The organism is uncultured Aquitalea sp. (assembly GCF_945957525.1).
Classification (GTDB): Bacteria; Pseudomonadota; Gammaproteobacteria; order Burkholderiales; family Chromobacteriaceae; genus Aquitalea.
Genome location: NZ_CAMFLA010000005.1, coordinates 1 through 26054, shown reverse-complemented (window position 1 = coordinate 26054; position 26054 = coordinate 1). Strand labels below are relative to the sequence as shown.

The window sequence follows — 26054 nt, the reverse complement described above, 5'->3', positions numbered from 1 at the left end:
TCCGCCATATTCCGCCATGCAGATCGTGCTCGCCTCCACTTCGCCGTACCGCAAGGAAATCATCAGCCGCCTCGGGCTTCCTTTTGAGGCGGTTCCGCCCGTCTGTGACGAAACGCCACACCCCGGCGAGAGCGCGCTGGACACTGCCGTGCGCCTGGCGCGCGCCAAGGCCCAATCGCTGGCGACGGCTTACCCGGGCGCGCTGATCATCGGTTCCGATCAGGTAGCGCTGCTGGACGGTCGGCAGATCGGCAAGCCCGGCTCGTTTGAAAACGGCGTAGCCATGCTCACATGGATGAGCGGCCGCACCGTGGTGTTCCACTCAGCGCTAGCACTGCTCAATACCGCCACCGGCTCCTTGCGCGAGACGGTGGGCATTACCCGCGTCACACTGCGCCAGCTCAGCGAGAACCAGATTCGTCATTATCTGGAACGCGAGCCCGATGCCCTGCATTGCGCCGGCAGCGCCAAGAGCGAAGGCCTGGGCGGCGCGCTGCTGGAGAAGGTGGAGTCCGACGACCCCAATTCCCTGATCGGCGTGCCGCTGTTCGCACTGGTGCGCATGTTGGCCGAAGAAGGCCTGGAGGTACTGTAATGGCCGGCACCCTGTTTCTGATTCCCGCGCCGCTGGGCGACGAAACCATCGCCTGGCTGCCCGACGCCGAAGCCGCCAAGGTGCTGCACATCCGCCATTTTGTGGTGGAGGCGGAGAAGACCGCGCGCAAACATCTGAAAGCGCTGGGCGTAAGTACGCCGATTCGCGAATTGGCGATGAGCACCCTCAACGAGCACACGCGCGCCGAAGACGTAGCCGCCCTGCTTGCACCCCTGACTGAGGGGGAGGATATCGGGCTGATTTCCGAAGCAGGCTGCCCGGCGGTGGCCGACCCTGGCGCGCAACTGGTCGCGCTGGCGCATGAGCGCGGCTATCGAGTGGAGCCGCTGATCGGCCCCTCTTCCATCCTGCTGGCCTTGATGGCCTCCGGCGCCAATGGCCAGTGCTTCGCCTTCCACGGCTATCTGCCGGTGGACGCAGCGGAAAAAGCCAAGGCGATCAAGGAGCTGGAACAGCGTTCGCGTCAGCGCAATGAAACCCAGGTGTTCATCGAAACGCCCTATCGCAACAACGCGCTGCTGCAACAATTGCGCGAAACACTGAACCCCGCCACCCGACTGGCCGTGGCCTGCGACCTGACGCTGCCGACGCAAACCATCGTCAGCCGCCGCGTGAAAGACTGGCCGCAAGACGCGCCGGACTTCCACAAACGCCCCGCCATCTTTATCGTCCACGCCGGATAACACTCATGCCCAAGACGCCGCCGCTGATTCACTCGCTGCTGGATACCGACCTGTACAAGTTCACCATGCTGCAGGCCATCCTGCATCAGTTTCCGGCGGCGCACGGGCAATACCGCTTCAAATGCCGCAATGCCACCAGCTACCCGCTGGCGCAGCTGAAACAAGAGCTGGAGGCCCAGCTGGATTTTCTCTGCCAGCTGCACTTCACCCAGCCTGAGCTGGCCTATCTGCGTAGCTTGCGCTTCATCAAGAGCGACTTTGTCGACTACCTGGAACTGTTCCACCTGCAACGGCGTTTCATCGAGGTGACCGCGGATGACGAGGGCCTGGACATCCGCATCGAAGGCCCGCTGGTGCAAGCGATGTTCTTTGAAATCTTCGTGCTGGCCATTGTCAACGAGCTGTATTTCCGCCGACTGGACAACGCTGAAGTGCGCGTCGAAGGCCAACGCCGGCTGGACGCCAAGATCGCCACCCTGCAAAGGTTTGCCGAGGAAGAAGCCGGCGGACAGCGCTTCCCGCTGTTGATTGCCGACTTCGGCACTCGCCGCCGCTACAGCCGCGAGTGGCAACAGCACGTCATCGAAACCCTCAACCGGCAACTGCCCACCATCTTTCGCGGCACCAGCAACGTCTGGCTGGCGCACAAGCTGGGCATCACCCCCATCGGCACCATGGCGCACGAGTTCTTCCAGGCTTTTCAGGCGCTGGGCGTGCGCCTGCGCGACTTCCAGACCGCCGCGCTGGAATCCTGGGTGCAGGAATACCGGGGCGATCTGGGCATTGCCTTGACCGACGTGGTGAACATGGACGCTTTCCTGGCGGACTTCGATCTGTACTTCGCCAAGCTGTTCGACGGCCTGCGCCACGACAGCGGCGACCCTTATCTCTGGGGCGACAAGGCCATCCAGCACTACCGCCGGCTGCGCATCGACCCGGCCAGCAAGATGCTCACTTTCAGCGACGGTCTCAGCGTGGACAGCGCGCTGGCGCTGCATCGCCACTTCAGTCCGCAGATTCAGGTAAGCTTCGGCATCGGCACCCACTTCACCAACGACATGGGCTTGGAGCCGCTGCAAATCGTGCTGAAACTGGTGAGCTGCAACGGCCAGCCGGTGGCCAAACTCTCGGACAGCGCCGGCAAGACCATGTGCAGCGACGAAACCTTCCTCGCTTACTTGCGCCAAGTGTTTCAGGTGCAGGCTGCGCCGTCCGCCTGATCAGTCTTCGGCCAACAGGGCGCACAGCCGCGCCGCCGCCAGGCCTGGCCGGCCACCAGCCAACGCCAGCGTTTGCCGCCCCAGCGCACGATAGGCCGCAGCCAGTTCGGCGTCCGGCATCGCCGCCAGATGTCGCGCCACCGTCTCAGCATCGCCGCGCACAATCGGCCCGGTCAGCGCGGCGGCCGGCCCCAGCGCCGCCGCATTCTCCAGCGTCTGCCTCATCAGCGCGTTCACCAGATCCCCCGCCAGCGCCTCCGGCACGCCAGCAGAATCCGCCAGCCGCAAGGCCATATCGTTGATTGCCACCAGATAATTGGAGGCTACCGACAAGGCAGCGTGATAACGCGCCTTGCCGCCGGCAGCCAGCACAAACGGCCGCCCGCCCAACAAGCGCGCAAACGACTCCAGCTCCCGCAAGGCCGCCGCATCGCCCTCCAGCGCGCACAAGGTGCCGGCGAAGTTTTGCGCAGCGCGCGTCGGCTCGGCGAAAGAAAACGCCGGATGCAAGCTGCCTACGCGGCAACCCGCCTCGGCCAGCGGCAACAGCAAGGACAACTCGCCCGCCCCGCTGGCATGAAACACCAGCGCGCCCTTCGGCAAACCTTGCGCAGCCAGCTCACTGGCCGCTGCGGCGATGGCCGCATCCGGCACCGACAGCAGATAAAGATCCGCTGCCGCCAAATCCCTCAAACCCGCCAGCGGACGGCCTGCGCCGATAAAGCCCGCAGCCTGCTCCGCCGATGCCGCGCTGCGCGCGACACAATCCACAATGCGGCACTGGCCCGACAACTGCGCCAGCCTCCCCAGCGTCTTGCCCAACCGCCCCGCGCCGATAATGCTTAATTTGTACATGTCATGATCTTTCTTGACACCCGCTCAGCCTTGTCTGACCATGCCGCAAAGCATGACAACAGCCCGGCCGGATACGAAAACTGGCCCACTATATCGCATACCAACAAGGCCGCTCCACAACGGCCCTTTCAGGGAGTCAGCAATGAAACTGGCGATCTTCTTCGGCGTCATCGCCGTCATCGGCCTCTATTTCGTCACGCTCTACAACGCGCTGGTGAGCCTGAAGCATGAAGTGAGCAAGAGCTGGTCCAATATCGACGTAGTGCTCAAGCAGCGTCATGACGAGCTGCCCAAACTGGTGGAGGTGTGCAAGCAATACGCGCAGTTTGAGCAGGCTACGCTGGCGCGGGTGATGGAAGCGCGCAGCGCCGTGGCGCAACACGCGCAAAACCGCAACATGGAAGGACTGGGCCGCGAGGAAAGCAAGCTCCGCGGCCTGCTTGGCCAAGTGTTCGCCGTGGCCGAGGCCTACCCGGAACTGAAAGCCGACGAGCAGTTTTCTCATCTGTCCAGCCGCATCAGCCAGCTGGAAGAAACCATCGCCGACCGCCGCGAGCTCTACAACGAAGCCGTCAACAACAACAATGTGCGCATCGAGCAATTTCCGGACGTACTGATTGCCCGCATGTTCGGCTTCCCCACCGCCCGAGCACTGCAATTCAGCACGGAAGAAAAGCGCGATGTGGACATGCAGGCGCTATTCCGCCAGAGCTGACGCATGAACTGGCTGACCTCACCCTGGCTGCGCAACGGCTGGGCCGGCTTTTCCATCTATCTCATCTTGGGCTGGATCAGCCTGCGACTGGGCCATCACGACTTCACCCGCTTCGCCCTGCCCGCCATGAGCGTGGCCGGCGTCATCGGCTGGTGGCTGGCTTACCGCCGCTACCGACTGGTGGCCGACACCCCCACCTCACGACTCGGCTCCGCCGCACTAGGACGGGTAGAGCTGTACGGCACCGCCCGTTGCCACGACAGCGCCCCCATCTACAGCCCACTGACAGGCAAGCGCTGCGTCTGGTATCGCTGCTGGCGTTATCGTAACGACAGTCGCAGCCAGCTAGACCCCGCCGACCTTGCGCTCAGCCGAGAAATGCAAAGCGAAGTCAGTGAGTGGTCGTTCCGCCTGATCGACGGCAAGCATGAAGTGATCGTGCAGCCGGACGGCGCGGAGGTGCAGGCGCCGCACCGGGAAAGCCAACGCGATGGCAACGATACCCTGGTGGAGGAGTGGATTGCCGAAGGCGACCCGTTATATGTGACCGGGCAACTGGAAAGCAGCGCCGGGCCGATACCGGACGCCTCGCAGTTTCGCCGCGATGTCGGCCAGAAACTGGCGGAATGGAAAGCAGACCCGGACTGGCTGAAACGCCGCTTCGACCTTGACGGCAACGGCAGCATCGACGAGCAGGAATGGCTGGCGGCGCGCGCCGCCGCCGAGCGCGAAGTGAGGCAAACCTACAAAGAGTTGGCCGAAGCGCCGCCGACGCTGCTGATGCGCCGCCCCGACGACGGCCGGCCCTACCTGATAGACACCCGCTCGCCGCGCGACACTGCACGCTGGTACCGCCTGCGCGCTTGGCTGCACGCAGCAGCAGGCGTGATTGCGTTCATCGCCTGGCTGAAGCTGGGTATATCCTGAGCCACTCGCTTCATCCAGACGGGATATACTGGTCTCATGACTTCAGGCCGGAGGAGACCATAATGATACGCCTGATCTATTCCAGCGCCGTCAATCCGACCTTCCACCAAGGCGAATTGCAGCGACTGCTGTCCCACTATCGCCAGCGCAATCAGCAGCTTGGCATCTGCAGCCTGCTTCTGTTCATGAACGGGGACTTCCTGCAGGTGCTGGAAGGCGAAGAAGAAGCCGTCGAGCGCATTTACCAGCTGATCCAGCAAGATCGCCACCATTTGCAGCTCACCTTGCTGTCTCGCGAGAACATCGACGCCCCGGCGTTTGCCGGCCACTCCTTGCTGTTCATCGACACAGAAGAATTGACGCGCAAGCTGGGCCACCCGGTGCATCTGTCCAATATCGCGCAACACGGCGAACTGGATCGCAGCGAGGCTGCGCGCCGCTTCGTGCAGGAGTTCATCAACGGCAAGTGGCACCATCACCTCGCCAACGGCACCAACCCGCAAGTGGTTCGCCGCCATTAAGCGGCGCCCCGCCATAAAAAAGGGCTGACCGCGGTCAGCCCTTTTCACATCACCCCATCAGGCGGCAGCCTGCAAGGCCTGATCGATATCGGCGAGGATATCGTCGATATGCTCGATGCCGATGGAGAGACGAATCAGCTCTGGACGTACGCCGGCTTTGAGTTGCTCTTCCGACGACAACTGACGGTGAGTGGTGGAGGCCGGATGGCAAGCCAGCGACTTGGCGTCGCCGATATTCACCAGACGCGTCACCAACTGCAGCGCGTCGATGAAACGACCGCCCGCCTCTACGCCGCCCTTGATGCCAAAGGACAAGATGCCGGAAGCGCGACCACCCAGGTATTTGTCCACCAGCGGACGGCTGGGGCTGTCGGCCAGGCCGGCGTACTCCACCCAGGCAACAGCAGCATTCTTCTTCAGATGCTCAGCCACCTTCAGCGCATTGTCGCTGATGCGATCCAGCCGCAAAGCCAGGGTTTCGATGCCCTGCAGGATCAGGAAGGCATTGAACGGCGAAATGGCCGCGCCCATATTGCGCAGCGGCACCACTCGCGCGCGGGCGATATAGGCTGCCGCGCCCAGCGCTTCCACATAGTTGACGCCGTGATAGCTCACATCCGGCGTATTCAGGCGCACAAAGCGGTCTTTGTGATCGCCCCAAGGGAATTTGCCGGAATCCACGATGATGCCGCCGATGCTGGTGCCGTGACCGCCCAAGTACTTGGTCAGGCTGTGCACCACGATGTCCGCACCGTGCTCGAAAGGCCGGCACAGGTAGGGCGACGGCACGGTATTGTCGACAATCAGCGGCAAGCCGTGCTTGTGCGCTTCCTCGGCAAAGGCGGCGAAATCCACCACATTGCCCAGCGGGTTGCCAATGGATTCGCAGAACACGGCGCGGGTCCGGCCATCCACCAGGCCGGCAATGGACGCTGGGTCCTTGTAATCAATGAAGCGCACTTCAATGCCCAGTTGCGGGAAAGTATGCGCAAACAGGTTGTAAGTGCCACCGTACAGCGTACTGGTGGCAATGATGTTGTCGCCCGCCTCGGCGATGGTCTGGATGGCGTAGGCAATCGCCGCCATGCCGGAAGCCACCGCCAGCGCGCCAATACCGCCCTCCAGCGCCGCCACGCGCTTTTCCAGCACATCCGTGGTGGGGTTCATGATGCGGGTGTAGATATTGCCCTGCACCTTGAGATCGAACAGGTCCGCACCATGCTGCGTGCTGTCGAAAGCGTAACTGGTGGTCTGGTACAGCGGCACCGCTACCGCCTTGGTGGTCGGGTCCGGACTGTAGCCGCCGTGCACCGCCAATGTTTCCAGCTTCATGTTTTCTCCTTTGTAGAGTTCTCGTCCCGAAACACCCCACCTTACCCGCCGTCAAAGACCCTGCCAAGCATGTTGTCATGGTTTGCTTATCGACGATTGCGATAAGACCCGCCAAGCGGATCCTCGATCCTGCGTTGCGCCACCTGGTCGCACTGCGCGCACCGCCTGCATCGGCGTGTCCTAACTCAAGGCCTCTCCGTGGTTTTGTTAATCGTTCCAAGCCCGAGCCTATCATTGGCCCACCAGGAGCGCCCAAGCCTGACGCCCCTCGGCCTAGCCGCAACACAATGCAACACTTCGCCCACCATTACAACTTTACATAGCTACCACTTTCTTTTAAATTGCAATTTGTACGTATTGCTGTTCATCGCTGCAGTACTGCACCTTCAAGTCACTCTCTTTACGCCCTCCCCGAGAGGGCGTTTTTTTTCATAAAAATTAAAAATTACGTGGAAACTTTCCAAAACAGATGTAGTCAGTGCTACAACAGTGTTGAAACTAAGCAACATTACTGATTGCTAAAATACAACACATAGTGCTTGCAGTTGCAAGAATGAAACATGTTAGATAGCATTTGTTTGCTTTCTAATAAACTCGCAAGGGAACGCAACATGAAAAAAACTCTGATCGCACTGGCCGTTGCAGGTCTGCCGGCTGTGTCCATGGCCGATGTCACCATCTACGGCACCCTCAAGGGCGGCATTGAAAACGTAGACAACGGCAACATCAACAAGACCAATGTCGACGACCTGGGCTCCCGTCTGGGCTTCAAGGGCACTGAAGACCTGGGCAACGGTCTGAAGGCCATCTGGCAGGTGGAAACCGGCTTCGCGCTCGACGGCACCGGCAAGGACGGCACCTCCTCCAGCGGCACTTTCGCCAACCGCGAAAGCTTCGTCGGTCTGGGTAGCGCGTACGGCTCCCTGCGCATGGGTAACCTGTCCAACTTCCAGGACAGCGACATGGCTCAGGTTGACTACTGGGAATACAACAGCAACGCACTGGGCCTGGGCGTCTTTACCCGTGACGACACCCGCATCAAGAATGCCGTGCGCATCGACACCGCCAACTTCGGCGGCTTCAAGGGCGCCTTCCTGTACGGCACCAAGGAAGACCTGAGCAACCAGTCCAAAGACCGTGAGACCTACAACCTGGGTCTGAGCTATGAAAACAGCGGCTTCTTCGGCAAGTACGCTTACACCCATGAAACCGCGCTGAGCAACGGCCCGTCCAACGACAAGCATCGTCTGGAAGCCGGCTACAACGCCAACAACCTGTACGTGGCGCTGGGCTATCAGCAGAACAAGGGCGACTACTCTGTTACCGCTCTGCCGATGCTGAGCAACATCGACACCGATCCGAACAGCGCCGCCTCCAACGACAAGTACAAGTCCAAGGAATACGCACTGACCGCCGGTTACAGCTTCGGCGCACTGACTCCGAAGATCACCTACGCACAAGGTGACGACGTGGAACGCAACGGCAACTCCATCGACGGCACTGGCTACAAGCAGTGGATCCTCGGCGTGGACTACGCCCTGTCCAAGCGCACCACGCTGGGCGCGCAGTACGGCGAACTGAAGTACGACGGCTACAACCTGGCCAACCCGGACGAAAACAAGATCAAGGCCTTCGGCGTGAACATGATTCACAGCTTCTAAGCCTTGCGCTGATTTCGCGCCAAGCAAAAGGGCCTGCTCACGCAGGCCCTTTTTCATGCTTTACGCCTCGGCGGCAAACGCCCAGGTGTCACCGGGCGGAAACGCCACCCAGTAATCTCCCGGCGCGCGCGCTTCTGCCCCGTAGGCGCGCAGGCGCAAATCCCCCTGGTGGAACAGATACTCCCAGCGGTCGCCCAGATACATGGACGTGACCAGTCGTGCGCGGATGGCGTTGTCGGCGGGCGCATCCAGCACGCGCAGTTTTTCCAGCCGCACCACCACATCGGCATGGCCGCCTTCGCTCAACGCCCCCCGGGCCTGGCCGGCCACCTGCCAGCCTTCGCCCTGCAGCAGCACCTTGTCGCCTTCTCTTCGGCCAACCCGGGCCTGCAGCCGGTTATTGGCGCCCATGAACTCGGCGGCGTACAGACTGACCGGAGAGCCATACAGCTCGGCCGGCGCGCCGGCCTGTTCGATGCGGCCGTTGCGCAGCAAAAGAATGCGATCGGACATGGCCATGGCTTCGCTCTGGTCATGCGTGACGCACAAGGCGGACAGGTTGAGCGACACAATCAGCTCGCGCAGCCAGGCGCGGGCCTCTTCCCGCAGCTTGGCGTCCAGATTGGACAGGGGCTCGTCCAGCAGGATCACCGGCGGGTTGTACACCAGCGCCCGCGCAATGGCGACCCGCTGCTGCTGGCCGCCAGACAGCTGATAGGGGTAGCGCTCGGCCAGCGCGCCCAGACCCAGCTGGTCCAACACCTGCTGCACTCGTTCGCGGATTTCAGCCTTGCCCGTCTTGCGCAACTGCAAGCCGTAGCCCACGTTTTGCGCCACAGTGCGATGCGGCCACAGCGCGTAAGACTGGAATACCAGGCCCAGCGAGCGGTGTTCCACGGGCAAATTGAAGTTGGCCGAAGCATCGTACAGCGGCTGTCCGTCCAGCAGGATGCGGCCGGCTGACGGCGATTCCAGCCCGGCGATGGCCCGCAGCAGCGTGGTCTTGCCACTGCCGGAGGCACCCAGCAAAGACACGACTTGCCCGGCGGCCAGTTCAAACGAAACGCCTTTGAGAATCGGCGTGCTGTCATAGCTCAATTGCAGTTGGTCGACGACAAGCTTAGTCATGCAGTTTCACTCCCAGACGCAAAGCCACGGCGAGACCGACGCCCACCATGAGGATATTGATGACGGACAGCGCGGCGACGGCATCCACCGCGCCGGTGGCCCACAGCGACACCAGCAGCGAACCGATCACCTCGGTGCCGGGCGACAGCAGGTACACCGCCGTCGAGTATTCGCGCTCGAAAATCATGAAGATCAGCAACCAGCTGGAGATCAGCCCGAAGCGGATCAGCGGCAGGGTCACATCCAGACTGGCGCGGGCGCGGCTGGCCCCCACGCTGCGCGCAGCCTCTTCCAGTTCCGGCCCCACTTGCAGCAGCGCGCTTTGCACCAGCCGCATGCCGTAGGCCAGCCACACCACGGTGTAGGCAATCCAGATTGAAAACATCGAGCTTTTTACGTCCTGCAGACCGGGCACAAACAGGAATACCCACAGAAAGGCGAGGCCCGCAAGGATGCCCGGCACCGCGCGCGGCAACAGCACCAGATAGTCGATCAGACGGCTGGCGAAATCATGCCGCCGATGGCCGGCAAACCCCACCAGCGTATAAAAGCCCACCGCCAGCGCACCGCCGATCACGCCCACTCCCAGGGTATTGAGAATGGCGCGCACCAGATTGTCCTCCTCCAGCACCATGCGGAAGTGATCCAGCGTCAGGCTGTCCGTCAGGGTCACTCCCTCGCCCCAGTGACTCACCACCGAGCGCAGCGCGATGCCGGAAATCGGCAAGGCCACGGTCAGCAACAGCCACAGACCAACGATGGCCAGCGCCAACCAGCGCCACGGCCCCAAGGACAGCGCATGCTGCCGGCCCGCCTTGCCCTTGACGGTGACAAAGCGGTTGGCGCGCTTGAGCAAGGCGCGCTGCGCCAGAACCAGCGGGAAAGTGATGGCGATCAGGCATACCGCCACCGCCGCCATCAGGTGATAAGACGGGATGCCCAGCTTGTTGGTGAGCTTGTACAGATAGGTAGCCAGCACCAGATGGCCTTCCGGATCGCCCAGCACCAGCGGCAGGCCGAAGATCTCGAAACCGAGAAACAGCACCAACACACCGGAAAACAGCATGGACGGCATTACCATCGGCAAGCTGACATCGCGCGCCACACGGAAAGGGCTGGCGCCTGCAATGCGGGCGGCCTCCTCCACGTCCGAACCCAGATTGCGCAAAGCGGCCGAGGCGTAAAGATAGATATGCGGCACATGCGTCAGGCCGGCAATGACAGCGATGCTGGTGAGCGAGTAGATATTCCACGGCACGGCATCCAGTCCGAACAAGGCCTTGAACCACTGCGAATAAAACCCTACCGGCCCGGCCGCCACCACATAGCCGAAAGCCAGCACCATCGGCGAGACGAACACCGGCGTCAGCAGCAGGGGCTCTATCCAGCGGCGACCCGGCAGGTCGGTGCGCACCATCAGGAAAGCCAGCACGCCGCCCAGCGGCACGGCGATCAGCACCATGCCGCCGGCAATGGCCAGCGAGTTGTACAACGACTGCCAGAAATCCGGGTCTTCGAAGACAAAACGATAGGCATCCAGTCCCAAGGCTTTGTCCTGCATGAAAAAAGGCGCTGAGAGCAAGCTTTGGTACAGCACCAGCGACAGCGGCGCCAGCACCACCACGCACACGACGGCAATCACCAGCCAACGCAAAGCTTGGCCCAAGCCAAGGCGCGGAGCGCATCTGGTTGCCGCATCGCGCGGCCGGGACGCCGACGAAGAAACGGCTGAATTGGACATGAGAACTCCTTGCCGGCGAGCAAGCGCGGGCCGGCGTCATGCGGGCGGCGCACCGCCCGGCAGGGGATTCAGGAAACGGCCCGACATGGCGGCAGGCTGCCGCCGGGGCTGAGACATGGCCCGACAACCGCCGCGCAAGGCGGCGGCGTCCGACTCATCAGTTGCGCAGGGACTTCTGCCAGTTGCGCATGAATTCCAGTCGCTTGGCCTGATCCAGATACACCAGCAGGCCGCTGCCCACCTGGATCGGACGGGCCGCATTGCCCAACTGGCGCGTCAGCCCGCTCATGGACGTTTCCCCGCTGACGTCGGCGCGGATGGAAAAGAGATCGGACTGATTGGCGAGAATGGTCTGTCCCCGCTTGGACAGCAGATAGTCCACCCACAAGCGAGCCGCGCCGGGACTGCGGGCCTTCTTGTTGATGATCACCAGCCGGCTGACGATCTGGGTGTAGTCCTTGGGGTAGACATAAGCGATGGACGGATCCTTCTTGGCCTTGGCGAAAGCGTAGGAGCCGAGAATGTTGTAGCCGATCAGATTCTCGCCCGAGGAAATCCGCTCCATCATCGCGCCGGTGGAGGTCTGCAACTTGGCGCCGGACTGGCCCAGCGTGCTGACCAGATCCCAGATGGCATTGCCGCTGACGCGGAAATCCTGAGTGAGATAGTTGAAGCCGACGCCGGATTTCTCGATATCGTAAGTGGTGACCTTGCCTTTGAAGCGGGCCGGATCGGACTTCAGCAGGCGGATTAGCTCGGCGCGGTTCTGCGGCACTTCCTTGGCATTGATCAGGCGCTTGTTGTAAACGATGGCCAGTGGTTCGTAAGTGGTGCCGTAAGCCTGCTGCTGGTAATGCGCCCAGGTGGGAATAGCCGGTACTTCGGGCGAAGCGTAACTGGCGGCGAAGCCGTCATTGACGAATTTCACCTGCAAATCCATCGCCGAGCTCCACACCACGTCGGCGCTGGTGCTGCCGGCGGCGTTTTCGCTGAGAAACCGGTTATAGATTTCGGTGCTGTTCATGTCGTTGTATTCCACCTTCACCCCGGGATACAAGGCCTCGAAGTCCTTGATCAACGGCCGGGCGGCCGCGCTGTCGGTAGTGGAATAGATCACCAGCTTGCCTTCCTTCACCGCGCCGTCCACCAGGCTTTGATAACCAGCGGGATAACCGGCCGGCGCGGACGCGGCCAAGGCGGCAGCCGAGGCGCTGAGAGTAAAAGCGGCGAACGCCAGTTTGCCGAATGCTTTCATTGCTGAATCTCCTCATATTTTCTCACGGCCGCCCGGACGGGCGGCCTCGCTCCGACGCTCTGTTGGCACCGGTATGCGAGGCATGGTAAAGAGTGAAGCTTTCAACTCGCTTTCAGTTACCATGCGCATCCTTCTGGTGGAAGACAATCCGGCCCTCGCCGACTCGCTGTCCCATGCCCTGCGTCAGGCCGGTTTCACCCCCGACGCGATGCTGGACGGCGCGGCCGCCGACCATGTGCTGCGCACCCAGGATTACGCGCTGGTGATTCTGGACCTGGCGCTGCCGCGGCTGGACGGCTGGGAAGTGCTGCGCCGCCTGCGCGCTCGCCGCAACCGGGTACCGGTGCTGATTCTCACCGCTCACGGTTCGGTGGAAGACCGTGTAAAGGGGCTGGATCTGGGCGCAGACGACTATCTGGCCAAGCCTTTCGAACTGGCGGAACTGGAAGCCCGCGTGCGCGCGCTGATCCGTCGCAGCCAAGGACAAGAACAGGCACAGGTACAGTGCGGCCAGCTCGCCTACGACTCTCTGGCCCGCCAGTTCACCCTGGCCGGCAAGACGCTGGCACTGACGCCGCGCGAACACGCCGTGCTGGAAATCCTCATCCTGCGCAGTGGTCGCGCCATCAGCAAGGACATGCTGATGGAGAAAATCATGGGCCTCAATGAAAGCGGCAGCGCTGACGCCATCGAAATCTACGTGCACCGGCTGCGCAAGAAACTGGCCGGCAGCCCGGTAGCCATCGTCACCCTTCGCGGGCTGGGCTATCTGCTGGAGGCCGGCGAGTGAGCGCACTGCGGTCCAGCAGCCTGCGACGCCGGCTGGTGATCTGGCTGCTGGCGCCACTGCTCAGTCTGCTGGCGCTGGATGCCTGGCTCACCTATCACCGGGCAAGACAGGCCGCAGACGCCGCCTTCGACCGCATGCTGGCCACCTCTGCGCGCGCCATCGCCGAGGGCGTCACACTGCGGCAGGGCGGCGTGGAGGTGGATATCCCTTACTTTGCCTTGGAGATGTTCGAGAGCAACGCCAATGGCCGAGTGTTTTACCGCGTGCTGCAGGCGGACGGCAAGCAACTGACCGGTTACGAAGACTTGCCGCTGCCAAACGCCGACTGGCCGGCCAAACCGCAAGCCCGCTTCTACGATATCCGCTACCGCGATGAAGCCCTGCGGCTGGTGGCCCTGCCCTGCCTGGCGCGCGACATTCTCACGCTGGGCTCGGCCCGCGTGTGGGTGCTGGTGGCGGAAACGCCGGAATCGCGTCATCAACTGGCCCAGGGCATCCTGCTGGGCGCCTTGCGGCAGGAGGGCTTGCTGGTGGCGTGCATGCTCGCCATCGTACTGGTCGGCATCACCTTCGCCCTGCGGCCGCTGCACGGCCTGTCGCAACGGATGGCGGAACGCGGCGAAGACGACCTCTCCCCACTGGACGCCGGCGCGCTGCCGCGCGAAATCCGTCCGCTGGTGGCGGGCTTCAATCAATACACCAGCCGCCTGCAGCGCATGCTGGCTGCGAGGCGGCGCTTCTTCGCCGACGCCGCGCATCAATTGAAAACACCGCTGGCGGTGATGCAGGCCCAACTGGAGCTGGCCCAGCGCGAAACCGACCCGGCACAGCGCCGCAAGCAGCAGTCGCTGGCACTAGCCACGCTGAAACAGGCCTCCCACGGCGTGGAACAATTACTGTCGCTTTCGCGACTGGAGCCGGACAGCGGGCACTCGGTCACGCTGGAAAGCGTCGACCTGCCGGCGCTGGCGCGCGACGGCGCACTGGAATGGGCGGTGGTGGCGCATCAACGGCAAGTGGATCTGGGTTTTGACGACAGTACCGCCGCCGCACCCTGCCTGATCGAAGGGCATCCCATGCTGCTGCAGGAGCTGGCGGGCAATCTTGTGGACAACGCCATCCGTTACGCCGGCGGGCGCGACGGCGCTCAAGTCACGGTGCGAGTGGGATGCGACGACTGCCCCTGGTTGGAGGTGGAAGACAACGGCCCGGGCATTCCGCCAGAAGAGCGGGAAAAAGTATTCCAGCGCTTCTACCGCTTACGCGGCAATACCGTGGCCGGCACCGGGCTGGGCTTAGCCATTGTGCGCGAGATTGCGCGGCTGCATGGCGCGGAAGTGTCGCTTCGGCCAACCCGAGGCGGCGGCCTGACAGTGCGGGTGATGTTCCCCCCTACCGGGGGCTAGCCCGCCGCCGGTCAGGCGGCGAGTACAAAGCAGGTTCGGGTTTGGAATCGTTTCAGAAAGGCAGGCGATACAGCGGATTGTCGGCGTCGCCACCCTGGGCGCGAATGGCCTCCAGCTCGCCGCGCAAGGCGCTCAGCAGCCACTGCTCGCGCATGGACTCACCTACTTCGTTCATGTGCACGCTGCGATACAACGCAATGCCGTGGAAGGTGGTCATCATGGTGAGCAAGGTGGCAAAGAAGCCGCTATGCACCGCGTAGCGCGGAAAGCAGCCGGCCATCATGGCCACGAAGCGGTCGCGGAAATAATTCTCCGAGGGCTTGCACAACAACAGCCGCAGGTCTTCCGTGGTTCGCGCGGCCATCAAGAGTTCCATCAACACCACATGGCGCGGCGCCAGCACCAGCGCCTTCATCAGCGCCACCATGCGCTCTGCGTCAGGCATGTCCTTCGGCAAACTGTCGGCCAGCGCCGCGCCGTCGGCAAAGATGTCGTCCACCACTTTGCGCGCTACCGGCATCATCAGTTCGTTTTTGGTGGCGAAATGCCGGAACAAGGCCCCCTGCGACATGCCGGCCCGGCTGCAAATGATTTGTACGCTGGTACCGTGGTAGCCGAACTCCATCAGGCATTCGATGGCGGCCTCCACCAGTTTGCCGATAGTGCTGTCTCGGCGGCTTTGCTGGGTTCTTCGTGCTGGTTTGGATTCAGTCTGGATTTGCATGTGCTTTTTATTCTCGGAGCGTGCAGCCACACCGGATGATACGCCAAGCCGCCATGCCGCGCGACTGGACGATAAAAAGCAAGTGCTGGATGTCGCTGCCCGGGTGATGGCGAGCCGAAGGCTTGGGACGGCTGACAAAAATCAGTACCACGGCAAGAAGGCGCAACACAGCAGCAAGGGGTTGCTTAGCCGTTCTTAGTCCAGATGCTGCATGTCGCCGCAGAGGCTGAGCCAGCCGGCCTTGCGGCACTCGTAGACGGACACATCGGGCGGCGGTAGCGCTTCGGCCAACATGCCGGCCGGCACGATGGCCAGCGTCGGCAAGGCGCTGTTGTAGTAACAGATGATGCCCGCGCAGCGGGAGCAGAATAGCTGGCGGATGGCGTTGCCGCTATCTGCCAGCCGGGTGTATTCGCGCGTTTCGCCTTGCAGCTGGAGATCGGCCGCAAGAAAACGCGCCTGCACGCTCATCACGCTGCCGGTGCGGCGCCGGCAAGCCAGACAGTGACAGACCGACACCCGCAAGGGCTGGCCGTGAATCGTCAGGCTGACGCCGCCGCATTCGCAGCGGACGTGGTATTGGCTCATGCCGGTTGCAGCTCCAGCGAAGCCAGCGTGCGCTGGAACGGCGCGCGAAAGCGCGGGCTGACATAGGGCGAGAGGAAATGCAGCAGGCTGCGGCAACCTTCGCGCACGATGCTGCGGTCTTCTTGCGGACAGTCGGTGATATCCGGACGGACGATCCAGCCCCACTGGATCAGCAAGAAGTGCTTGGCAAGGAAATTGATCTGCTCATCATCGCCCTCCAGCATTTCCTGCTCGCGCAGGCGCATGAACAGCTTCTGCACGCCGTTGGCCACCTGGAAATGGGTGAAGTCGCGGTGGTTTTCTTCCAAGGCCTTGTTCACCGGAAACATGCTGGGAATGCCCTGCTGCAGGAAGCGGAACTGCCACAGATGGCGCAGGGTTTTTTCCATCACCGCCACCATGCCGTCAATCGAGGCACTGAGCTCCCCAGCGGCATTCAGGCACTCCGCCATGCCCTTGGCATAGCGTCGGTGCAATTCGTTGATGATCTCTTCCTTGCTGCGGAAGTGGTAGTAGAGATTGCCCGTGCTGATGTTCATGTAACGGGCGATGTGGTTGGTGGTGATCACCCGCTCGCCCTGCTGGTTGAACAGGTTGAGGCTGGCTTCCACGATACGGTTGAAGGTCTGGCTTCTGCCTTCCTTGGCGCTCATCTCTTTTGACTCCTGATTGGCCAGTCGGCACTTTACCGCCATCGCCCGCCAGCGTCATCCACTCTGATCAAGACAAAGCAAAAAGGCAGCAAAACGCTGCCTTTTTTGCCGAATCCAGCGAGCTGCCTTACTGCACGGCGACGCTGTTGAAGTTGACCCGGCCAAACGGGTTGACGGCAAAACCGCTCACTTCCTTGCGCGTCAGAGCGTAAGCGGTGGGATGCGCCAGCGGCAGCCAGACCGCCTGGTCGCTGATCAGCTTCTGCGCTTGCAAGTACAGCTTGGTGCGCACGGCGAAATCGCTGGTTTTCTTGCCATCGGCAATCAGCTTGTCGAGTTTCGGATCGCAGTAGCGGGAGAAGTTGGTGCCGGACTGCACCGCCGCGCAGGAGAATTGCGGCGTAAGGAAGTTGTCCGGATCGCCGTTGTCGCCGGCCCAGCCCATGAACAGCAAGTCATGTTCGCCAGCCTTGCCGCGTTTGATCAACTCACCCCACTCCAGCACGCGGATTTGCGCGCGGATACCTACCTTGGCCAGATCGGCCTGCAGCAACTCCGCGCCCGCCTTGGGGTTGGGGTTCAGCGTGCTGCTGCTGGAACGCACCCAGACCGTGGTATCAAAACCATTGGGGTAGCCCGCTTGCGCCAGCAGTTTTTTCGCCTTGGCCACATCCAGCGAATAGGGCTTCACCGCTTTGTTGTAGCTCCAGGTGTTGGGCGGGTACGGCAGCGTAGCGGCGGTAGCGGTTCCGTCGAACACCGTTTTGAGATAAGTGGCGCGATCAAAGGCCAGATTGATTGCCTGGCGCACCAGGGCGTTGTCGAACGGCTTCTTCTGACTGTTGATGCCGACAAAGGCGGTCATGAAGGCCGGGGTTTCCAGCACTTTCACCGCGCTGTCGCCCTTCACCGCAAGCACGTCCTGCGGCTTGGCGGACAGGGCCAGCTGGCACTCGCCGGCCTTGAGTTTTTGCACCCGTACCGAGGCGTCCGGCGTGATGGCGTACACCAGCGCCGGCACCTTGGGCTTGGCGCCCCAGTAAGCGGGGTTGGCCACATAGCGCACCACGCTGTCCTTCTGGAAGCTCTTGAGCACGAAGGGGCCGGTACCCACCGGCTTGCTGTTGAGGTCGGCCTGTTTGCCGGCCGCTTGCAACTGCGCGGCGTACTCAGCGGAGTAAATGGAGGCGAAACCCATGCTCAACGAGGACAGGAAGGTGGCTTCCGGGTAGTTGAGCTCAAAGCGGACGGTCAGATCATCCACCTTGGACACCGCCTTGATCAACTTGGGAAACTGCATGGACTGCGCATGCGGATAGCCGTTGGGGGCAGTCTTGTACCAGGGGTGTTCCGGATCCAGCATGCGCTGGAAAGTGAACACTACGTCATCGGCGTTGAGCTTGCGGCCCGGCTTGAAATAATCGGTAGTGTGGAAAGTCACGCCGGGACGCAACTTGAAGGTGTAATTCAGGCCGTCGGCACTGACCTGCCAGCTGGCGGCCAGGCCCGGGACAAGTTTGTGCGCCTGGGCGTCATACTCCACCAGACGGTTCATCAGTACGTCGGCCGAAGCATTGGTGGTGACCAGCGAGTTGTATTGCACAACGTCGAAGCCTTCCGGATTGGCGTCGGTGCAAACAGTCAGGGGTTTGCCGGCGGCCAACGCCAGCGGGGAACAGACGAGCAGCGCCAGGGCGCCATATCGGGTCATCATGATCTTCTCCTCGGGGAGGGGCCGATGTCGTTTCGGGGCCCCGGATGCGAGACAGGGTAAGCGAACACGCCGGAAAATCAAATGATGAATTTCGCATATCCTTATTCAGGACGCCAGTCCCCTCGTCTCAGTCCAGCAGCTCCTCGAAGTGCTTCACCGGCAAGGCAGGGCTGCACAGAAAGCCCTGATACTGCTCACACTGCATGCCGCGCAACCAGTCCAGCTGGGCCTGCCGCTCCACCCCTTCGGCCACGATGCTGAGTTTGAGCAATCGGCACAAGGTGATCACCAATTCGGCGATGGCGGCATCTTCCGGCAAGCGGCTGATGAAGGAGCGGTCGATCTTGAGCGTGGTCAGCGGATATTGCTGCAAATAGCCCAAATTGCTGTAGCCGGTGCCGAAATCGTCGATGGCGATGGCAAAACCGGCTTCGCGCAGCGCGGTCAGGGTTTGCAAGGTAGCCTGATCGCGGCCCAGCAACAGGGATTCGGTGATTTCCAGCTCGATCCAGTCCGCCTTGCAGCCTGTTTGCCGAAGGATCTCGCACAAATCGGGCAGCAGGCTGGGATGGGTGAACTGGCGGGCAGACAAATTGACCGACACCGTCAGCGCCCAGCCGCGCGCGCGCCAGTCCGCCAGCTGATGAGCGGCCTCGCGGAAAATCCGCAAGTCCAGCTCGCGGATCAAGCCGCTTTCCTCGCACACGGAAATGAAAGCGCCGGGCAGCAACAAGCCGCGCTCCGGGTGCTGCCAGCGCACCAGCGCCTCCGCACCGACGATGCGGCCGCTGCCGCAATCCACCTGCGGCTGGTAATACGGCAGGAACTCACCGTTCTCCAGTCCACGACGGATTTCGTTCTCCAGCGACAGGCGCGCGCGGGCGCGCTCGCCCATTTCCGGGGTGTAGCACATCACGTCGTCGCGGCCGGCGTCCTTGGCGGCGTACATCGCCAGATCCGCATGGCGCATGCGCGTCTGGATATCCTGTTCGCCGTCGCGCCCCAGGCTGATGCCGACCGAGGCCGTCACCTGCACTTCCATGCCGCCCAGCCGTACCGGACGCGCCACCGCCTCGCGGATCGCCAGCGCCAATGCGCGGGCGGCGCTTTCAGCCTCGTCTTCGGCCAACAAGAGCAGAAACTCGTCGCCGCCCAAGCGCGCCAGATGGGCACGCGCGCCCACCAGCCCCTTGAGGCGCTCGCTCATTTGCACCAGCAACTGATCGCCGAAGGAGTGCCCCAGCGAATCATTCACGTACTTGAACCGGTCCAGATCGACAAACAACAAAGCTGTGGGCAAGCCCTGCGCAGCAGCCCTGGTCAGCAGCGCCTGAAACGCCTGCATCACGTAATGGCGGTTGGGCAGCCCGGTAAGCGTATCGTGGTTGGCTAGGTAATGCGCCCTCGCCTCCGCCTCCTTCAGCTCGCTGATATCCATCTCGCTGAACAGCAGGCTGGACTTGCCGGATACGGCGTCGCGGCAACGACGCGCCGCCAGTTCATGCCAGCGCTCGCCCTTGCGGGTGAGCACGCGGGCCACAAGACGTCCCTGCCCGTCCTGATCCAGTTGCGCTTCCAGCCGCGCCGCGTCCTGCGGGTCCAGCAGTCGCTCGCGCCAGCCGGCCGAAGGATCGAGCACTTTTTCCCGCGCCGCCGGATTGCGATACAAGGGCATGCCGTCTTCGCCGTACATGCTGATCATGGCGGAGGTATGCAGCAGCCCCTCCGCGCGCATCAGCGTGTCGGCGTCCAGCTGCAACTGCCCCTGACACTCGCACAGCATCATCATGCGCCCCGCCACCCGAATGCCGCTGAATTCCACCAGCATGGTACGGGGGCTGCCTTGCGGGTACAGGGTCCAGGATTCGGAAAAACGACTGTCGTAGCGCTCGAAGTCCGCCTGATACTGGCGCAAGCGCCGGGCGACCGACTCGGACATGTCGGTCGCCATATCCCGCTGCCGCAAATCCTCCAGCGACTCGGCCCGCCACAGCAGCAATGCCTCGCGATTGGCCCAGCGCACCCGACCGGCGTCTATGTCGAACACCCAGACAGCATGGCTCAAGCGTTCGAGAAGCGAAAAATCAGGTTCGGCGGTAGCCGACACGCTGCGTGGCATACAGTCTTTCAAGAATGAAGAAAACAGTGATTCCCCCTGACACGGCTGGAAACGCGCGGCTGGCGGCAGCGCATCGCCTCATCGCGGCCAGAGGCAAGCAGTCGCGAATTGTAACAAATAGCCACATAATTTATGCATTTTTTTAAACCAAATAAAGAACACATCCATTATATGAGTTGCATGGGCTCATAAGACAACATGCCAGGATTCATTACCATGACATAAAACAAAACCCCCTCGCCGCAATGGGCAAGGGGGTGGCGAAATACCACCGCCGCGCACTGTAGCACGGCAGCGCGGCTAGATTACAGATAGCTGTCGGTGCTGGGGCAGCTGCACACCAGATTGCGGTCGCCGTACACGTCGTCGATGCGGTTCACGCTGGGCCAGAACTTGTTTTCAAACACATAAGGCAGCGGGAACAGGCCTTCTTCGCGGCTGTATGGGCGATCCCAGTCGCCGGCGATGTCGGCCTTGCTGTGCGGCGCGTTGCGCAGCGGATTGTTGTCCGCCGGCCAGACGCCGTTCTGCACCTTGTCGATTTCCTGACGGATGGCGGTCATGGCGGCGATGAAACGATCCAGCTCGCCCTTGGGCTCGGACTCGGTCGGTTCGATCATCAGCGTGCCCGGCACCGGGAAGCTCATGGTCGGCGCGTGGAAGCCGTAGTCCATCAGGCGCTTGGCCACGTCCACCTCGGTCACGCCGCTGGCGGCCTTGAGCGGGCGCAAGTCAATGATGCACTCGTGAGCCACACGGCCATTGGCGCCGGTATACAGCACCGGGAAATGCTCGCCCAGCTTGCGCGCCATGTAGTTGGCCGAAAGCAGTGCGTTTTCAGTGGCCTGCTTCATGCCCTCCGCGCCCATCATGCGGATGTACATGTAGGAAATCGGCAGGATGGAGGCGGAACCGAACGGCGCGGCGGAAACGGCGGTCATGCCGTCTTGCGCGCCAGGCACCTCTGCCACCACATGGTTGGCGATGAAGGGCGCCAGATGCGCCTTCAGGCCGATCGGGCCCATGCCCGGGCCGCCGCCGCCGTGCGGGATGCAGAAGGTTTTGTGCAAGTTCATGTGCGACACGTCCGCGCCGATATCGGCCGGACGGCACAGGCCCACTTGGGCATTGAGGTTGGCGCCGTCCATGTACACCTGGCCGCCGTGGCTGTGAATGATCTCGCAGATTTCACGGATGGGCTGCTCGAACACGCCGTGGGTGGACGGATAGGTAATCATCAGCGCGGCGAGGTTGGCCGAATGCTGCTCGGCGCGGGCCTTGAGGTCGGCAACGTCAACATTGCCGGACTCGTCGCACTTCACCACCACCACCTGCATGTTCATCATCTGCGCCGTGGCGGGGTTGGTGCCGTGGGCGGATTGCGGAATCAGACAGATATTGCGATGGGCCTCACCACGCGACTCATGATAGCGGCTGATGGCCAGCAGGCCAGCGTACTCGCCCTGCGCGCCGGAGTTGGGCTGCATGGAGATGATGTCGAAGCCGGTGATGGCGCGCAGCTGCGCTTCCAGGCCGGCGATCAGTTCCAGATAACCGGCAGCCTGATCGCGCGGGGCGAAGGGGTGCATATTGGCGAATTCCGGCCAGGTGATGGGAATCATCTCGCTGGTGGCGTTCAGCTTCATGGTGCAGCTGCCCAGGCTGATCATGGAGTGATTCATCGCCAGATCGCGGTTTTCCAGCTTCTTCAGGTAGCGCAGCATCTCATGCTCGCTGTGGTGGCTGTTGAACACCGGATGGCTGAAGAACGCGGATTCGCGCTTGAGGCTGGCCGGAATGGCGTCGGCGGCAGCGGCGTCCAGCGCGGCCAGATCAGCATCCTTGCCGGTAAACAGCTTGATCAGCGCGGCGAGGTCGGCTTCGCTGGCTGCTTCGTGGAAAGCCACGCCCAATACGTTGGCCGAAGCGCGGCGCAGGTTGTAGCCGGCCTGCAGCGCGGCCGCATAAACAGCATCGGCGTTGGCCAGCTCCACTTGCACGGTATCGAAGAAACGGTCGAATACCAGCTTGCCGCCGGCGCTCTTGACAGCGTGGGCAAAGATGGCGGCCAAACGGTGGATGCGGGCAGCGATGCGCTTGACGCCTTCCGGGCCGTGATAAACAGCGTACATGCCGGCGATATTGGCCAGCAGCACTTGGCTGGTACAGATGTTGGAGTTGGCTTTCTCGCGACGGATATGCTGTTCGCGGGTCTGCAGCGCCATGCGCAGCGCGGTTTTGCCCTTGGCGTCCACCGACACGCCGATGATGCGGCCCGGCGCAGAGCGCTTCATGTCGTCCTTGAAGGCAAAGTAAGCGGCGTGCGGGCCGCCGTAGCCCATCGGCACGCCAAAGCGCTGGGTGTTGCCAATGGCCACGTCGGCGCCCATCTCCGCCGGCGACTTAAGCGCCACCAGCGACATGATGTCGGCGGCCACCACGGCCACGGTGCCCTTGGCCTTGACGGCGGCGATGTACGGCGTCAGGTCGATCAGGTCGCCCGCCTCGCCCGGGTACTGGAACAGCGCGCCAAAATAGTCGCCGTTGCCGGCCTCTTCCGGGTGGCCGGAGACCAGCTCGAAACCAAAGTACTTGGCGCGGGTTTTCATCACATCCAGCGTTTGCGGCAGTACGCGGCTGTCGACAAAGAACTGCTCGGACTTGCTCTTGGAAACGCGGCGCGCCATGGCCATGGCTTCGGCGGCGGCGGTGGCTTCGTCCAGCAGCGAGGCGTTGGCCAGCTCCAGACCGGTCAGGTCCATCACCATTTGCTGGTAGTTGAGCAAGGCTTCCAGGCGGCCCTGGGCAATTTCGGCCTGGTAAGGGGTGTAGGCGGTGTACCAGCCCGGGTTCTCCAGCACATTGCGCAGGATGACGGTGGGCGTCAGCACCGGGGCGTAACCCAGGCCGATGAAGGATTTGTTGACGACATTCTTGCCGGCGATGGCCTTGAGGGATGCCAGCGCCTCGGCTTCCGGCTCAGGGGCCGGCAGGTCCAGCGGGCGATTCAGGCGGATATTGGCCGGCAGGGTCTGGGCAACCAGATCGTCCAGAGAGGCGGCGCCGATGGCGGCCAGCATTTCCTGACGTTCTGCGTCGGACGGCCCGATATGGCGAGCCAGGAATTCATTGCGATTGAAAAGTGCGGAAAGCGTCATGTCTTGTGTCCGGTGGTGGGTGGCGGTCCTGAAAGAAAAAAAGCCCCGGATGGCGTCGCATCGCAGGGCTTTTCACTTGTCTGGCTCAGGCGCCGATTTCCTTGGCGTAAGCAGCGGCATCCATCAGGCTGTCCAGATCGGCAGCGTTGGCCGGCTTGATCTTGAAGAACCAGCCGGCGGCGTAGGGCTCGCTGTTGGCCAACTCGGGGGCGGCTTCCAGCTCGCTGTTCACTTCCAGCACTTCGCCGGCGATCGGCGAATACACGTCGGAAGCGGCCTTGACCGATTCCACCACGCCGGCCTGCTCGTCGGCGGCCAGTACGGCGCCCACTTTCGGCAGCTCAACAAACACGATGTCACCCAGCAGCTCTTGAGCGTGCTCGGTAATGCCCACGGTGACGCTGCCGTCGGCTTCCAGACGCAGCCATTCGTGGCTGGCAACATATTTCAGGTCTGCAGGAATGCTCATTGATGCTTCTCCAGTCGATTATTCAGATTCAGATAAGGAGGCCGACCGACGGCGCGATCCAGCCGTTTGATCAGTCGAATACTTTTTTGCCATTGCGGACGAACGGCATTTTCACCACGCGGACAGGCGTGAGCGTACCACGCAAATCCACTTGCGCGTTGTCGCCGGTCGAGGCCGGCACGCGGGCAATGGCGATGGAGTGTTTCAGGGTCGGCGAGAAGGTACCGCTGGTGATGATGCCTTCGCCGTGGCCTTCCACTACCACAGTCTGGCCTTCGCGCAGCACGCCGCGGCCTTCCAGCACCAGACCCACTTGCTTCATGGGCACGCCGGCGGCTTTTTGCGCTTCCAGCGCCTTGCGGCCGATGAAGTTGCGGTCGGCGGGTTCCCAGGCAATGGTCCAACCCATGCCGGCCTGCAGCGGCGACACGGTTTCGTCCATGTCGTGGCCGTACAGGTTCATGCCGGCTTCCAGGCGCAGGGTGTCGCGCGCGCCCAGGCCGATCGGCGCTACGCCGGCGTCCTTGAGCTGATTGAAAAAGGTAATGGCCTCGGCGGCGGGAATCATGATTTCCAAGCCGTCTTCGCCGGTGTAGCCGGTACGGGCGTAGAACCATTCGTCGTTCGGCAAACCCTGGAACACCTTGAGCGCGCGGATGGCGTCCGCCAGCGCGGGCTTCACGGCACAGACCTTGTCGATGGCGCTAGGACCTTGCACGGCCAGCATGGCCAGATCGCGACGCACGTTCAGGCTGACGTCAAAACCAGCCTTGTGCGCGTCCATCCAGGCCAGATCTTTATCGGTAGTGCCGGCGTTGACCACCATGCGGTAGCCCCAGGCGGTGAGGTAGACGATCAAGTCATCCACCACGGTGCCGTTTTCGGTCAGCATGCCGGAGTACAGCGCCTTGCCCTCGAAGCCCAGCTTGGCCACATCGTTGGCGATCAGCTGGCGCAACCAGGACTTGGCGTCGGCGCCGGTGATGTCGATGACGGTCATGTGGGACACGTCGAACATGCCGGCATCGCTGCGGACGATCTCGTGCTCTTTCAGTTGGGAGCCATAGTGGATAGGCATTTCCCAGCCGGCAAAGTCGACCATCTTGGCGCCGGAGGCGATATGGGCGTCGAACAGGGGGGTGCGTTTCGGGGCCGTCATCAGTGCGTCCTTGGATTTAAGGGTGGTTTACCGCTGGTACAACACCCCTCTGTCCTGACACCTGAGATTTTCCGGCGGGCACTGTTGGCCGCCGTTAGCCCCTTCGGTGGGCGCCTCACAGGGCGCCGCTCTCCAGAGTAAAGCAGATATGACTATCCGATGATGCAGTCCTTTTGCCTGAGCGATTGCGGGTGCGCTTGCGCCTTCGGCGGCGGCTCGGGGCCGCTCTCTCCTGCACGATGGGCGGATTATCGTAGTTGACCCCGGCAAAGGCAAGCCCAGAATATCTTCAAGCAAAGACAATCAGGCTTTTGTTTTCAAATGAAAAATTTCGCGCATTATTTTATTCGCATCGTCACCAATTTCTCACAATTTCAGCCAGTTTTATCAGCTTGCTTAAAACTGCTCTCCCGATAACGCCAGCCTTCGGCCAACATCCGACACGCAGTGACTGATCCACGCACTGGATAATTCTGACGCCGCAACTTGAATTCCGGTCGTTTTCAGACAGCACAAGGGCCGCCCTAGGGCGGCCCTTGCCATTCACACTGCGCAACCCGTCCCGCTGGACAGGTCGCTCACTACCGCATCAATACCACTCGATGCCGGTTTTCTCCGTG

At 62.2% G+C, this 26054-nt stretch carries 22 protein-coding genes and 2 riboswitches; of the genes, 9 read left to right on the top strand and 13 right to left on the bottom strand.

The features are described from left to right. Positions 1-16 precede the first annotated feature (16 nt). Genes Q0P52_RS06100 through pncB form a run of 3 tightly spaced genes read left to right on the top strand, consistent with a single transcriptional unit; the run spans position 17 to position 2519 of the window. Positions 17-595: a Maf family nucleotide pyrophosphatase gene (locus Q0P52_RS06100; RefSeq protein WP_293760305.1), complete on the top strand. Its 579-nt coding sequence runs from the start codon at positions 17-19 to the stop codon at positions 593-595. Continuing rightward, positions 595-1299 carry an SAM-dependent methyltransferase gene (locus tag Q0P52_RS06095; RefSeq protein ID WP_293760307.1) on the top strand — a complete coding sequence of 235 codons (705 nt, stop codon included), beginning with the start codon at positions 595-597 and terminating at the stop codon, positions 1297-1299. The genes Q0P52_RS06100 and Q0P52_RS06095 overlap by 1 nt, the downstream gene beginning before the upstream one ends. Positions 1300-1304: 5 nt before the next feature. Continuing rightward, complete coding sequence (gene pncB / locus Q0P52_RS06090) at positions 1305-2519, top strand: nicotinate phosphoribosyltransferase (protein WP_293760310.1); 1215 nt, start codon at positions 1305-1307, stop codon at positions 2517-2519. Here the strand turns inward: pncB and Q0P52_RS06085 are convergent, their stop codons facing one another. Continuing rightward, the gene (locus Q0P52_RS06085) at positions 2520-3374 is read right to left on the bottom strand and encodes a Rossmann-like and DUF2520 domain-containing protein (RefSeq protein WP_293760313.1); all 855 of its coding nucleotides are present in this window, start codon (positions 3372-3374) and stop codon (positions 2520-2522) included. It lies immediately after the preceding gene. 142 nt (positions 3375-3516) lie between these two features. On the opposite strand from Q0P52_RS06085, the gene Q0P52_RS06080 reads away from it, so the two are divergent. The 3 genes from Q0P52_RS06080 to Q0P52_RS06070 all read left to right on the top strand — a co-directional run bounded on the left by Q0P52_RS06080 (position 3517) and on the right by Q0P52_RS06070 (position 5537). After that, positions 3517-4089, top strand: coding sequence for a LemA family protein (locus tag Q0P52_RS06080; protein WP_293760316.1), 573 nt, complete (start codon positions 3517-3519; stop codon positions 4087-4089). Positions 4090-4092: 3 nt separating this feature from the next. Then, positions 4093-5016 (top strand): hypothetical protein, encoded by a 924-nt coding sequence (locus Q0P52_RS06075; protein WP_293760319.1) that lies wholly within the window; start codon positions 4093-4095, stop codon positions 5014-5016. A gap of 62 nt (positions 5017-5078) precedes the next feature. Further along, positions 5079-5537, top strand: coding sequence for a BLUF domain-containing protein (locus Q0P52_RS06070; protein ID WP_293760322.1), 459 nt, complete (start codon positions 5079-5081; stop codon positions 5535-5537). A gap of 57 nt (positions 5538-5594) precedes the next feature. Here the strand turns inward: Q0P52_RS06070 and Q0P52_RS06065 are convergent, their stop codons facing one another. After that, on the bottom strand, positions 5595-6869 hold the full coding sequence (locus tag Q0P52_RS06065; protein WP_293760325.1) for an aminotransferase class V-fold PLP-dependent enzyme: 1275 nt from the start codon (positions 6867-6869) through the stop codon (positions 5595-5597). Between the two features lie 611 nt (positions 6870-7480). Here Q0P52_RS06065 and Q0P52_RS06060 point away from each other — a divergent pair. Continuing rightward, the gene (locus tag Q0P52_RS06060; protein ID WP_293760327.1) at positions 7481-8530 is read left to right on the top strand and encodes a porin; all 1050 of its coding nucleotides are present in this window, start codon (positions 7481-7483) and stop codon (positions 8528-8530) included. Between the two features lie 60 nt (positions 8531-8590). On the opposite strand, the gene Q0P52_RS06055 is transcribed toward Q0P52_RS06060, so the two are convergent. The 3 genes from Q0P52_RS06055 to Q0P52_RS06045 all read right to left on the bottom strand — a co-directional run bounded on the left by Q0P52_RS06055 (position 8591) and on the right by Q0P52_RS06045 (position 12654). Beyond that, positions 8591-9658, bottom strand: coding sequence for an ABC transporter ATP-binding protein (locus tag Q0P52_RS06055; protein WP_293760329.1), 1068 nt, complete (start codon positions 9656-9658; stop codon positions 8591-8593). Continuing rightward, positions 9651-11324: an iron ABC transporter permease gene (locus Q0P52_RS06050; RefSeq protein WP_293813680.1), complete on the bottom strand. Its 1674-nt coding sequence runs from the start codon at positions 11322-11324 to the stop codon at positions 9651-9653. The genes Q0P52_RS06055 and Q0P52_RS06050 overlap by 8 nt, the downstream gene beginning before the upstream one ends. 232 nt (positions 11325-11556) lie before the next feature. Further along, positions 11557-12654: an ABC transporter substrate-binding protein gene (locus Q0P52_RS06045; RefSeq protein ID WP_293760333.1), complete on the bottom strand. Its 1098-nt coding sequence runs from the start codon at positions 12652-12654 to the stop codon at positions 11557-11559. Positions 12655-12775: 121 nt separating this feature from the next. On the opposite strand from Q0P52_RS06045, the gene Q0P52_RS06040 reads away from it, so the two are divergent. Both Q0P52_RS06040 and Q0P52_RS06035 read left to right on the top strand, forming a co-directional pair. Further along, positions 12776-13444 carry a response regulator gene (locus Q0P52_RS06040; protein WP_293760335.1) on the top strand — a complete coding sequence of 223 codons (669 nt, stop codon included), beginning with the start codon at positions 12776-12778 and terminating at the stop codon, positions 13442-13444. After that, positions 13441-14850 (top strand): sensor histidine kinase, encoded by a 1410-nt coding sequence (locus Q0P52_RS06035; protein WP_293760337.1) that lies wholly within the window; start codon positions 13441-13443, stop codon positions 14848-14850. Before Q0P52_RS06040 ends, Q0P52_RS06035 begins: the two co-directional genes overlap by 4 nt. 52 nt (positions 14851-14902) lie before the next feature. Here the strand turns inward: Q0P52_RS06035 and Q0P52_RS06030 are convergent, their stop codons facing one another. The 8 genes from Q0P52_RS06030 to gcvT form a co-directional block, all read right to left on the bottom strand. Further along, the gene (locus tag Q0P52_RS06030; protein WP_293760339.1) at positions 14903-15574 is read right to left on the bottom strand and encodes a TetR/AcrR family transcriptional regulator; all 672 of its coding nucleotides are present in this window, start codon (positions 15572-15574) and stop codon (positions 14903-14905) included. 195 nt (positions 15575-15769) lie between these two features. Beyond that, a complete protein-coding gene (locus Q0P52_RS06025) occupies positions 15770-16162 on the bottom strand; it encodes a GFA family protein (RefSeq protein WP_293760341.1) in 393 nt (130 codons plus the stop codon). Then, complete coding sequence (locus tag Q0P52_RS06020) at positions 16159-16815, bottom strand: TetR/AcrR family transcriptional regulator (protein WP_293760343.1); 657 nt, start codon at positions 16813-16815, stop codon at positions 16159-16161. The genes Q0P52_RS06025 and Q0P52_RS06020 overlap by 4 nt, the downstream gene beginning before the upstream one ends. Before the next feature lie 127 nt (positions 16816-16942). Further along, positions 16943-18529 carry an ABC transporter substrate-binding protein gene (locus tag Q0P52_RS06015; protein ID WP_293760345.1) on the bottom strand — a complete coding sequence of 529 codons (1587 nt, stop codon included), beginning with the start codon at positions 18527-18529 and terminating at the stop codon, positions 16943-16945. Positions 18530-18656: 127 nt separating this feature from the next. Then, entirely contained in the window at positions 18657-20648 is a 1992-nt protein-coding gene (locus Q0P52_RS06010) for an EAL domain-containing protein (RefSeq protein WP_293760347.1), read from the bottom strand. A 305-nt stretch (positions 20649-20953) separates the two neighbouring features. After that, on the bottom strand, positions 20954-23806 hold the full coding sequence (gcvP, locus tag Q0P52_RS06005) for an aminomethyl-transferring glycine dehydrogenase (RefSeq protein WP_293760349.1): 2853 nt from the start codon (positions 23804-23806) through the stop codon (positions 20954-20956). An 85-nt stretch (positions 23807-23891) separates the two neighbouring features. Beyond that, complete coding sequence (gene gcvH, locus Q0P52_RS06000) at positions 23892-24275, bottom strand: glycine cleavage system protein GcvH (protein WP_293760351.1); 384 nt, start codon at positions 24273-24275, stop codon at positions 23892-23894. A gap of 70 nt (positions 24276-24345) precedes the next feature. Then, positions 24346-25434 (bottom strand): glycine cleavage system aminomethyltransferase GcvT, encoded by a 1089-nt coding sequence (gcvT, locus tag Q0P52_RS05995; protein WP_293760353.1) that lies wholly within the window; start codon positions 25432-25434, stop codon positions 24346-24348. Positions 25435-25473: 39 nt separating this feature from the next. Next, positions 25474-25580: riboswitch (glycine riboswitch) on the bottom strand. A 9-nt stretch (positions 25581-25589) separates the two neighbouring features. Then, a riboswitch (glycine riboswitch) is annotated at positions 25590-25679 on the bottom strand. Between the last annotated feature and the right edge of the window lie 375 nt (positions 25680-26054).